The organism is Phaeobacter sp., from assembly GCF_022825805.1.
GTDB lineage: Bacteria > Pseudomonadota > Alphaproteobacteria > Rhodobacterales > Rhodobacteraceae > Phaeobacter.
In genome coordinates this window covers 1-11,256 of sequence record NZ_JAJDWC010000001.1, presented here as the reverse complement: position 1 = coordinate 11,256, position 11,256 = coordinate 1, and the positions used below count along the sequence as shown (strand labels likewise).

At 54.8% G+C, this 11,256-nt stretch carries 9 protein-coding genes; 2 read left to right on the top strand and 7 right to left on the bottom strand.

Annotated features, from left to right (window positions below):
* The 5 genes from Q0C28_RS00045 to Q0C28_RS00025 all read right to left on the bottom strand — a co-directional run.
* A partial coding sequence (locus Q0C28_RS00045) for a PHP domain-containing protein (protein ID WP_366934210.1) occupies positions 1-2,147 on the bottom strand: 2,147 nt, incomplete at its 3' end.
* A complete protein-coding gene (locus tag Q0C28_RS00040) occupies positions 2,144-3,622 on the bottom strand; it encodes a DNA polymerase Y family protein (protein ID WP_293572603.1) in 1,479 nt (492 codons plus the stop codon). The genes Q0C28_RS00040 and Q0C28_RS00045, both read right to left, overlap by 4 nt.
* The gene (locus Q0C28_RS00035) at positions 3,564-4,013 is read right to left on the bottom strand and encodes a hypothetical protein (protein ID WP_366934209.1); all 450 of its coding nucleotides are present in this window, start codon (positions 4,011-4,013) and stop codon (positions 3,564-3,566) included. The genes Q0C28_RS00040 and Q0C28_RS00035 overlap by 59 nt, the downstream gene beginning before the upstream one ends.
* 437 nt (positions 4,014-4,450) lie before the next feature.
* Positions 4,451-6,475, bottom strand: coding sequence for a PhoX family phosphatase (locus Q0C28_RS00030; RefSeq protein ID WP_293572601.1), 2,025 nt, complete (start codon positions 6,473-6,475; stop codon positions 4,451-4,453).
* Between the two features lie 213 nt (positions 6,476-6,688).
* Positions 6,689-8,191, bottom strand: a complete 1,503-nt coding sequence (locus Q0C28_RS00025; protein ID WP_293572600.1) for a globin-coupled sensor protein — start codon at positions 8,189-8,191, stop codon at positions 6,689-6,691.
* A gap of 319 nt (positions 8,192-8,510) precedes the next feature.
* Between Q0C28_RS00025 and Q0C28_RS00020 the strand changes: the two genes are divergently transcribed.
* Both Q0C28_RS00020 and Q0C28_RS00015 read left to right on the top strand, forming a co-directional pair.
* The gene (locus Q0C28_RS00020) at positions 8,511-9,260 is read left to right on the top strand and encodes a sulfite exporter TauE/SafE family protein (protein ID WP_293572599.1); all 750 of its coding nucleotides are present in this window, start codon (positions 8,511-8,513) and stop codon (positions 9,258-9,260) included.
* Positions 9,261-9,452: 192 nt separating this feature from the next.
* Positions 9,453-9,824, top strand: coding sequence for a VOC family protein (locus tag Q0C28_RS00015; protein ID WP_293572598.1), 372 nt, complete (start codon positions 9,453-9,455; stop codon positions 9,822-9,824).
* A 47-nt stretch (positions 9,825-9,871) separates the two neighbouring features.
* Here the strand turns inward: Q0C28_RS00015 and Q0C28_RS00010 are convergent, their stop codons facing one another.
* Complete coding sequence (locus Q0C28_RS00010; RefSeq protein WP_293572597.1) at positions 9,872-10,606, bottom strand: SDR family oxidoreductase; 735 nt, start codon at positions 10,604-10,606, stop codon at positions 9,872-9,874.
* On the bottom strand, positions 10,603-11,130 hold the full coding sequence (locus tag Q0C28_RS00005; protein WP_293572596.1) for an SDR family oxidoreductase: 528 nt from the start codon (positions 11,128-11,130) through the stop codon (positions 10,603-10,605). The genes Q0C28_RS00010 and Q0C28_RS00005 overlap by 4 nt, the downstream gene beginning before the upstream one ends.
* Between the last annotated feature and the right edge of the window lie 126 nt (positions 11,131-11,256).

Below are 11,256 nucleotides of genomic sequence, written 5' to 3'. Positions count from 1 at the left end.
AATACACGTCTTCGAACTTCATAAGTCGAACTTCCTGTAACACTTCTGTCCGCTTCATAACGCCTCCTTTCGGAGACATGATAAAACCGGACAGATCGCATGTTACCTACACCGGACATATCGCTTGTTAGCGACAAAGGTTTTTCCAGCCCATTGCGGCGCCGGATATAAGGTTGTACCATATTGCCCTGAATGGGGCCTGGGCGGACGATGGCGACTTCAATCACCAGATCATAGAATTCTTTCGGCTGCATCCGGGGTAGGAAATTCATCTGTGCCCGGCTTTCCACTTGAAAGACTCCAATCGCATCTGCTCGGCACAACATTTTATAGGTGGGCTTGTCGCCTTGCGGAACAGACGCAATGGTATGATCGATATTGCTATGCCGCCGCATCAGGTCAAAGGCCTTACGAATACAGCTAAGCATGCCTAAACCCAGCACATCCACTTTGAGGATGCCCAAAGCGTCGATGTCATCCTTGTCCCAGCAGATGACAGTGCGATCTTCCATGGCTGCATTTTCAATCGGAGCTAACTCGTCCAATCGTCCCTGCGTGATTACAAAGCCTCCCACATGTTGGGAGAGATGGCGGGGAAAGCCGATGATTTCACCAATCAAATGAAGGGTCTGCATCAGGCGGCGGTCATTTGGATCCAGTCCCAACTCACGGATGCGGTCCAGATCAACACCACCATTGCTCATGCCCCAGATTTGGCTTGAAAGGCCCGCGGTGACATCTTGTGACAACCCCATTACTTTGCCCACTTCGCGAATTGCGGCGCGGGTGCGGAAGTGGATCACTGTGGCGCATAGCCCTGCGCGTTCACGGCCGTATCTCTGGTAGATCCATTGGATCACCTCTTCGCGGCGCTCATGTTCAAAATCCACGTCAATATCTGGTGGCTCACCGCGGTGTTTGGAGACAAATCTCTCAAATACCATGGCGATCATATCCGGGTTAACGTCGGTGATGCCCAAGAGGTAGCACAGGATGGAATTGGCTGCAGATCCGCGCCCTTGACATAAAATCCCCTGTGATTTTGCAAACTGAACAATGTCGTGCACTGTCAGGAAGTAGGCTGGGAAATTCAGTTCCTCGACTACGGCTAGTTCTTTTTGCATCAGTTCAAGCGCGCGGGCAGGCGGCCCTTTGGGGTAGCGGCGCTTCAAGCCCTCCCGTGCAAGGTGCTTTAAACGCGCCATTGGGGTTTCTGTTTCTGTATCCTCATGAGGGTAGTCATAAGACAGTTCGCTCAGGTCAAAACTGCACCTATCGGCGATCTCCACGGTACGGCGCAGTGCCGCAGGATGATTGCGAAAAACCCGCGCCATATCGTTGCCTGCTTTAAGACGGCGTTCGCTATTGGGCAGTGCACGGGTGCCGATCTGATCAATGGTGATATGGTCACGCATACAGGTCAGCACATCGGCCAATTGCTTGCGACTTGCACGATGCATAAGCACATCGCCAACAGCTACCATAGGTGTTGAGGTCCTTTGTGCTGCCAACGCACAGGCGTGCAGATAAGCCTGATCACTTCCATCGTAGCGAGGGGCCGCACCCAAGAAGACATGGCCTGGGAAATGCCGTGCAAACCTTTGAATATCAGTTGTCGCTTTGGAGATGTCCTGCCCCGGCAGAGCGATCAAAATCGTGCCCTTACAGGCGGTCAGCAGATCCTTGGCATAAAGGATACACTCTCCTTTGTCGGCACGGCGTTTTCCCAAGGTCAGCAAACGTGTCAGCCGCTTATAGGCTTCCAGATCACATGGCAGCGCAATCCATTCTACCGCGCTATCCTGCAAGACCAGGCGGGATCCGGTAATAAGTTTGGGCAGCCTTTGGACTGGCGGCTTTTCAATCGTGTCGCCAGTTTCGATTTTCTGGCGCGAAGACGTATCAACGCGCTGTTGTGAGCGGATATGAATCGATTCCTCTGTATCTTTCTTCATCTTGTCGAGAGCTGACCACGCCCGCACTACGCCCGCCAGAGAGTTGCGATCTGTGATTGCGATTGCCGTCAAGCCGAGTTCGGCAGCGCGGACGATCAGTTCTTCAGGATGAGAGGCGCCTGTTAGGAAGGTGAAATTGCTTGTTACGCAAAGCTCTGCATAGGGGGTTTCAACGGGAATGACCTCACTCATGCGAACTCTCCCTGTACAAACCACCCCGGATTTTGCGGCGTATAAAACAGCCAAAGCCTGCGCCCCTGTGTGGTTTCTACACGCCAGTAATCGCGGATGCCTGAGCGCCAGTTCTCATCCTCCAGCCACCATTCAGGGGTAATGCGCTCTGGACCAGTGGCGCGGCCGGTCGTCAGCGCGTTTCGCCGCCAGCGAAAGCGTTTAGGAGGGTGTCTCCCATGGCCCGCAATCGGTTCCGGTGGGAATAAGCAGATCGGACGTGGGCGTAGCGTCGCCCAGCCGTTAGCGGGTTCCGAATAAGCTGTAGGGGCCATGTAAAAGCTGCGCTCGGGAATATGGCTGTCAGCGGGTAAAAATCGTTGGATGTTTTCCAACCCAATCCGTGTTCCCAGTCGGGAGATCAGATCATCCAGCTTGTCGTGCCCTTGATCCGCAACGTGGCTGAGTTGTCGTGAGGGTAGGCTTTCCACCTGTGTGGCTTCCAAGCGCAACATGTCAACGCCAAAGCCCACATCAATTTCCGCTAGACCTCTTTCAAACAGAGGTAAAATGCGGCTTGGGTCTCGTAACGGTCGCGCCAACCGTAATTCAACTTGTTGTTGTCCCTGGTCTACCCGGCGCAGTGTGAGGCAAAGCTCTCTCGCACCCTGCTCATGGGCATTGAGTTTGGCACCTAGCTTCACCAATAATCGTTCAACTCCGGCCATTGTATCAGACAGTAAGCCGATCGGCTCGGGCAGCGTCATGCGCACGCCATAGTGTGGCGGCTCAATTTGCGGAGAGATCTCTTCGGGTTGCGCTCCCAGCGCCTGATCCAGCCGTTGTAATAAGGCTGGTCCGAAGCGGCGGTTGAGCGGCCCCCGTGCCGTCTCTGCTAAATCTTCAACGCGGCGCAGCCCCAAACGCTGCAAAGCAACAGACATCTGCTCCTCAATGCGTAAGGAGGTTACAGGCAATGCGGCGAGGGCCGAGAGCGTCTGACCTGGAGGCGCAATTCCTTCGTTATAATGGGCTAAGGCCCAGGCTGCGCCTCGTGTGTCCGCCATACCAATCCGCACTGATAATCCAGCGCGCATTAAGCGCATGCGCATGTCAGCGAGCATCGCTTCTTCACCGCCAAAGAGATGGGTTGAGCCCGTAATATCCATGACCAGCCCATCCCGGCCGTCCAACCCGACCCAAGGGCAATAGCGCGTCGCCCATCGGCGTAGGAGATGTAAAAAAGTTCGATCTTTTTCGGGCTCTGCGCAACGGCTTTGCAGATCAGAGCAGAAGGCACGCGCATCCGAGTAAGGCATGCCCTGATGTAGCCCCTGCTTGGAGGCTGCATGGTTGAGACAATAAATACGATTGGCGTTTTTCTGCTTGAGCGTCAGAACAAAGGGCCCACTGAACGGGCGGCGTCGTAAAACCCGGTCACTTGCGAGGCGGGGAAACCATAATGACGCGACGCGACGCTCTATCCCATTGAACATACCAAGCACCTAATGTTCCTGATTTGTTCTTTATAAGTTCCCAATGTTGCAGAGTCGAGTCGTGCACCTGTGTGTTGGGGTCAAAAGTAGGCGTACAGCGCCAACGCGTTTCAGCGGCGTTGCTGCCCATGCCTTCTGGAATAATGGCAAGTCCTATGGAATTCCCATCCCGCGCCGCAAGCTGTAAGCGACGCCCTGCTGTAAGGCTCAGCGGTCTGTTGATTTGCATAACAACCAGAGACACCGCACCTGAGCGCAGAGCTTCTTCGGCCAGAGCCAGTGTCTCAGCCTGGTCATGGGAGTTGCAAAGGGTCAGCCGTGCAGGATCGAGGAAATCTGCGAAACCATTTGGGTTCACTTGGCTTATGCCCCGCCCTTCGCGCAGCAACATAGCCGCTCCGTCAATTTGAGCCAGCAAGGCCAAGGCAAACATAAAAGCGCCGGGTCCACACACTTCATGTGTGCGAGATCGCACCAATGGGAAAAAGGGAAGTTCGTCACACCGCATTTCCTAGGGATATGGCATGAAACTGAATCTAGACAACAGCGGACGTCGGTATTTTCAAGATGAGCCGTGGCTGCGGCCTACGCCGTCAAATTTCAGACTGAAAAGCTCGTTTTGGCATGTACAAAAGCTGGTTTTCCCGCCGCTTCACAGCCCATGAACCACGCAGATGCCACGCATTTCGATGCTGCCAGTGTATACCGCGAGAGCCGCCATGGAAGAAGACGCTCTTGCTTTTGTGGTGTGCGTCGTAAGTGAACAAAGGCGACGTTCGTAAAACAATCCAAAGACCCCGGCGCGAACCGGGGTCTTGGTGTCTTGGTTTATACGGCGATTGCGCCGCCGTCTTTTTTGGTTACCACAACCACAGAGGGGCGCGGTGGCATGGCTTCGTCAAAGTCAGGCCAACGTGTGGCAGGATCTTCAAAGGTAGAGTTGCGTTCAAACCCTTTGAGATCCTTAGTTCCATCGGTGCCAGGATGCTGAACCGCGAGGAACAGTGTCTTGCTCTCATCCGCGAAATAGGGGCCGCATAGTTCGCCACCCACAGGGCAGCGGAAGAACAGTTTGGAGTGCCCGCGCAAATCGCCATCGGTTTCGAGGGAGTAAAGCCCATCGGATTTCCCGGTACGACCCCAACCGGATCCTTGGTCCGTGGAGATCCAAAGTCGGCCTGACGCATCAAACGCGCAATTGTCAGGTGAACTGAACCAGCCGTTTTCAGAGGTCTCCGGGTTCCACATGGCGCCTACTTCTTCGATCTTTGGGTCACCGCATAGGACCAATATCGACCAGGTGCCGCGTGTGGACGAGTGGTTCTGACCGTCTTCCTTGATTTCAATGATATGGCCAAAGTTGCTTTCTGGGCGCGGGTTGGCCGCATCCACCTGATCAAGCTTGCGACGCGAATTGTTGGTCAACATGAGGTAAGCGGTCCCGTCCGGGCCGGGCTGTGCGTCTTCAGGGCGATCCATTGGCGTTGCGCCGACAGCATCTGCGGCAAGCCGTGTGTCAATGGATACATCGGCCTGGCTGTTGAAACCGTTTTCTGGCGTGAGCGGGCCTTCGCCATAGGCCAATGGCAACCAGTCGACCGTGCCGTCTTCGTTAAAGCGCGCAACATAGAGCGTGCCTTCGGACAACAGAGTGGAGCCAAAGTGACTGTTGGCGTCTGTTACGGGCTCTGCGGACACCCACTTGTACTGATAATCAAATCGGTTGTCGTCGCCCGAATAGATCACCAGACGACCATCGGCAGCCACGGTTGTTTCCGCGCCTTCATGGCGGAAGCGCCCCAAAGCTGTGTGCTTGATCGGCATCGCATCAGGGTTCATCGGATCGACTTCGACAATATAGCCAAAGCGGTTGGGCTCATTTGGCTCTTTGTCGATATTAAAGCGCTCATGATACTGGCCCCAAGCATACCAGCGGCCTGGCACGCCGTATCGCTTCATTTTTTCGCCTTCCGGCTGCGCAGATATGTCGACTTTGCCGTCGGCATCTACATTGTCAGACCAGAAGTAGCCGTGAAAATTCTCTTCGGCCATTAGGTAGGTGCCCCAGGGGGTCATGCCGCCCGCACAATTGTTGATCGTTCCCAGAACTGTCATTCCGGCTGGATCGGCAGACGTCCGCAGACGTGGATGTCCGGCAGCGGGCCCGTCAAAGGTCATGGGAGTGTTGGCAGTAATGCGGCGGTTGGCCGGATTGTCGCGGTTGATCGCCCATTTGCCTGCTGCATCTTTCTGGATTTCGAAGACCGAACCACCATGCGCAGCCATTTCGATGTTCACCAGATCCTCTGTCATACCTTCAAACCCAGCGCGGTCCTGACGGCCTAGGCCTGGGAACATAACCTCTTCGTTGGTGTATTCGTGGTTCACGCAGAGCATGCCGCGGCCTGGCTCAATCTCTGCAAAGCCGACATAATCATTGTTGTAGCCGAACTGCTGCGCCTGAGCCTCTGGCGTTTGGTTCATGACGTCAAAATCCGGCGCATCCGCAGTGATCGGATCACCCCAGCGGACGAGAACATCGGCATTGTAGCCTTCGGCAATATGGTGGGTTGCATCGTTGCCCCACTGCAGTTCATCGAATTTGTAACGGCTGTCCGCTGCGGTTGCCGCTTGGGCGGTTTTGGGTGCAACCAATGCCGAAGTCCCAAACAGAGCCGTCGTGGCCGTGACGCCCAATGCCCCACGCAAGAATTCGCGTCGCCCATAGCGGCAATGGATGACGTCGCCGATTGTGTTGCCCAAGTTGGGATTGGTCGGGATATCATCAAAGGCTTCGAACGCCTCTGCTTTGTTACCGTAGGCGGGATCTTGAATGATGTCTGTCTTGCTCATGGCAGCGTACCCTTTGCTGGTTGGACAGGGACGGCTGATGGGGCCTTCGCGATTCAGTTTCGTCTCGTTTCTGTGAAACTTATGTAACCAAAGACCAAAGAGCTTTGTTGGATATTTGCGCAGCCCGTTGCTTTGCGGCGCGCTTTGCCACACGCCGCACAAAGAGCTGAGATTGCGTTTCACTCCTAGTGAACAGGCGCCAGTAGACGCAACTTAGGCAACAAATGTGTCTTGTTCGGTGAGGAGACCGTCTGAGCCTGCCTGCGCTTCGAACTGGTGCACCTGGGCCATGGGCTGATCTTGGGAAGACACCTGAAACGTCTCGACCAATTCCGCCAGCACCTGGGTGTCTTGCCGAAGAGAGACAGTCGCTGCCGTGGTTTGTTCCACCATCGCGGCGTTCTGCTGGGTGACGCTATCCATATGAGAAACGCCTGTGTTGATCTCGGACAGGCCGGTGAATTGCTCATGGGCTGATGCGGCAACCTCCGACGACAGCTCCGTGACTCTTTTCACATGCCCGACGATCCGCTCCAATACGTCGCCTGCGCTGTTCACCAAATTCACGCCATCTTCAACGTGATCGGTGCTCACGTTGATCAGATCTTTGATCTCTTTTGCCGATACCGCCGCGCGTTGAGCCAAGGCGCGCACTTCGGACGCGACCACAGCAAATCCGCGCCCGGCTTCCCCCGCTCGTGCCGCTTCGACCCCCGCGTTCAAGGCCAGCAGGTTCGTTTGAAACGCAATGTCGTCAATAACGCTGATGATTTGTGAAATCTGTTCCGACGACGAAGAGATTTCATTCATTTTCTGGACAGCATTCAGCGCAACATCCATGCCTTCCTCTGCAATCTCTTGGGCTGTTTTCGCCAGTGAGCTGGTCTCTGTTGTGGCTTCGGAGGATTGTTTCATGCTTGCGGTGATTTCTTCGACCGCCGCAGCGGTTTCTTCCAAAGTTGCCGCCTGTGTCTCTGTCCGTCCGGACAGATCTGACGCCGCCGCAGAGATTTCCCCGGCCGTGTTGTGTTGGTTCTTTGCAGAGGCTTGAATGGTGCCAATGACGTCCCCCATGCTGCCCATCAGCGTGTTGAACGAACTTCTCACTGGGTCATAGCGTGCCGGGAAATCACTCTCCTGAGAGCAGGGGATGGGTTGTGTGAGATCGCGCTCCGACATGCGCTGGATACCCTCGCTGATGTAGCGGAACGCGGTTTCTTGCTCTTCGCTTTGGGCATCAAAATACGCATCGATCACTTGGAAGGTATCCATGGCAAATGCGCGGTTCAGTGCGCCGAGCAAACGCAGCATTTTCGCGCGTGCCATCGGGGTATAGGTTGCGCCATATTGTTTTGACAGCATTTCCTGGATGTAGGAGGTCGCTCTCGCGTACCCTGCAAGGTACAAATCGAATGGCAGTTGAATGCGGAAATGAACGCGGCCAATTGTTTTCGCTGATTTGAAATAGTCGTCCGAGAACTCTCCGTTCAGCAAAAGCTCCCAATGACGTTTCTGCGCGCTGCGCGCATGTTCAAGAGACCCGTCAGTCTTGAAGTAGCTGGAGGCCTCTTGGTCGGATTTTGCAAAACTGTAAAAATACTCCAAGACCTGGTCGAGGTGCGGGACAACCAGGTGGCCTGCGCTGATCAGCTCTTTGGTTTGTGCGCCGTCTAAGGCAAACTTGGCAATCGTCTGCTGAAAATCAGGTTTAGGCATAAAAAATACTCCGAGAGACTTGACGTATAACTCAATCACTCTAAGCGCCTGGAAAGTTAATAAATCGTATCGGTATCATTTCAGCTGTTTTTCGTGCCGCATCGGATGCGTTTTGCTAACCAATCGGAAATAATTTCAATTAAAGATTGCAAGGTAAAATTCGATCTTCATTGAGGGTTGCTTGCTGTTTTGTGATTCGAAAATTGGCGAAGCAGCAAATGCGTAGGGCTCACTCCTCGTATGCCGCGCAGCTCAGACGCCTCTTGTGTTGTTTGAAACTACTGGTATCGAAGCTGAAACGTTTGAACTGGCGCGTATAATGACATTCTTTGATATCTTTCTTCTGGCCGTGGCGGCCTATTTTGCGGGTGTGGCAAATGCAATCGCGGGAGGCGGCAGCTTTCTGACCTTCCCGGCCCTTGTTTTCACCGGTGTCCCAGCGATTGCCGCGAATGCAACCAGCGCAGTTGCCGTGTTTCCCGGCTATCTGAGCGGGGCGCTGGGCTTCTTTGGTGAGCTGAAAGATGTCCCCAAACGGTACCTAGTGCTGCTGCTCGGGCTTTCCCTGGCAGGCGGTGTCCTGGGCTCTTTGCTGCTTTTGGTCACACCTGCAACTGTTTTCGCTTTTGTGGTGCCGTGGTTGCTGGGCTTTGCAACGCTGCTCTTTGCGTTTGGGCACAGGTTGACCGCCTGGGCTGAACGTAATCTCAAAGCTGAGGGCTGGACAGGAAACGCCGCCACGCTGCTCGTCTGCATTTACGGCGGCTATTTCAATGGCGGTCTGGGTATTGTTCTTCTTGCCTTGTTTTCGATGCTGGGGCTGCGGGACATCAATCTTATGAACGGGCTGAAGAATGGCATGTCCTTTGTTTTATCGGGCGCTTCGGTTGTCACCTTTGCGCTGGCGGGGATCGTCTACTGGCCTCAGGCATTGCTGATGATGGTGACGGCAACGATTGGCGGCTATTGCGGGGCAATTGCAGCAAAACGACTGTCCGCGGCGACGATGAGGGCGCTCATTATCTGCGTTGGCTGCGTTATGACGCTGATTTTTGCGCTAAAGGGCTAACATATCCATTTGTCATCGCGGCGTGTCGCCCAAAACGGGGGGGCGGTTATTCTTGGCGCGGATACTTGCAATGCATGGTGACTGTGCGAGGCGCCTTTGAGTCTTGGTTGGGGCTAAACGGCACATATATCCTACATGAGGTCTTTAGCGCTGGAGGCATGTCTGGCGTCAACGAAGGGAGGCGCGGATCATATGGCCAATCCAGTCTATTTCTTTGAAATACCCGTTGGTGATCTGCAGCGGGCTGTCGCGTTCTACGAGACCGTCTTTGGGTTCACATTCGAGATCAGGACCGTTGATGGCCACGACATGGCGTTTTTCCCGCGCGCCGATGACCAACCGGGGGCAAGTGGGGCCTTGGCAGTAGGCGAGGGGTACACCCCCTCACACGCTGGCTGTCTGATTTACTTTGATGTTCCGAAAATCGACGATGTCCTGCGCATCGCGCAGGCAGAAGGCGCGAGAGTGCTCTATCCAAAGACAGATATTGGCGAAGCAGGATTTGTGGCAGAGATAGAAGACAGTGAGGGCAACCGTATAGGTTTGAACGAATATGCTGAGTGATGGCCGCGGGCAGCGGAGCGCATGTGCGGTCTGGGAATGATATGCCTTCAGGGCAGGCTGAGTTTACTGGTTCTGCCACCATCCACGGTCCATACCTGCCCCGTGACAAAACTCGCCTCCTCAGACACGAGCCAAGCGGCAAGCCCCGCTATTTCTTCGGGCGTTCCGGTTCTGCCGATTGGATGAATGTCGCCGAGGGATGCCCTGAAGCTGTCAGGATCAGGGCGATTTTCGACGAAAGCGGTGTTGAGATCGGTGTCAATCCAGCCCGGTGCAATGGCGTTGCATCTGACACCATCACCGCCATGGTCGACCGCTACGGCGCGCGTCAGCGCGTGCAACCCACCTTTTGATGCGCAGTAGGCCGGATGTTTTGGATTGGCCCCCAGGCCTTCGATGGACCCGATGTTCACGATGGCACCACTACGCTTGATCAGATGTGGCAGCGCGTGTTTGATCAACATGAATGGAACGGTCAAGTTGACATGCAGCATCTCGTTCCAATCGGTCTCAGAGGTCTCCAGCGCTGTTCCTTCGCGCATGACGCCCGCGTTGTTGACCAGAATGTCCAATCCGCCAGTCATCTTGATCACGTCGCTGATGACGCGCTCCGGTTCAGATGGGTTCAGGAAGTCAGCAGATACGCAGGGATGGACTGGGTCTTTGCCGCGTTGTGCGGTGATGACGGTCACACCGAGAGACGCGAACTTAGCAGCGATTGCAGCGCCGATGCCGCTGCGACCTCCGGTGACAAGGGCGACTTTTTCAGACCAGTTCGTCATTGCACCGGTTTCCCGCCGTTCACTTCAAGCAGCGCACCACACATATATCGCGCCTGATCAGACGCCAAAAAGACCACAACGTCGGCAATATCCTCGGGTTCTGCGATCCGACCCAGTGGCACAGAGGCGTTCAGCGAGTCGATGGCCTTGTCCGGGTCAAGTCCGCGTGTCTCAAAACCGCTGCGTAACATGGGCGTGTTCACTTCATTGGGACAGACAGCATTGACACGAATGTTCTGGTGCGCGTGATCCATGCCCAGACATTTGGTCAATGACGCAACTGCGGCCTTGGACATGACATACACGGGATGGTCTGGGCCCGGATGCACGCTCCAACACGAGGCAGTATTCACAATTGCCCCGCCGCCCGCTTCGGCCATGATTGGGATAGCAGCACGGCACAGGCGAAAGGGCGCTTCGACATTGATCGCCATTGAGAGCGCAAAATCCTGATCCGTTGCTTCGGTGATTTTTCCACGTGTGATTATTCCGGCATTGTTGACCAGAATGTCTAGGCAGCACACCTATAAATTCCTTATCATTCGTATTGGCTTGTGCTTCATTTCCAGCAAAACAACATGCTGGGGTGTGAAAATGGCGCGTTCGGACATGAGCGATCTGGAGTGGGAGTTCATCAAGGCAGTCTTGCC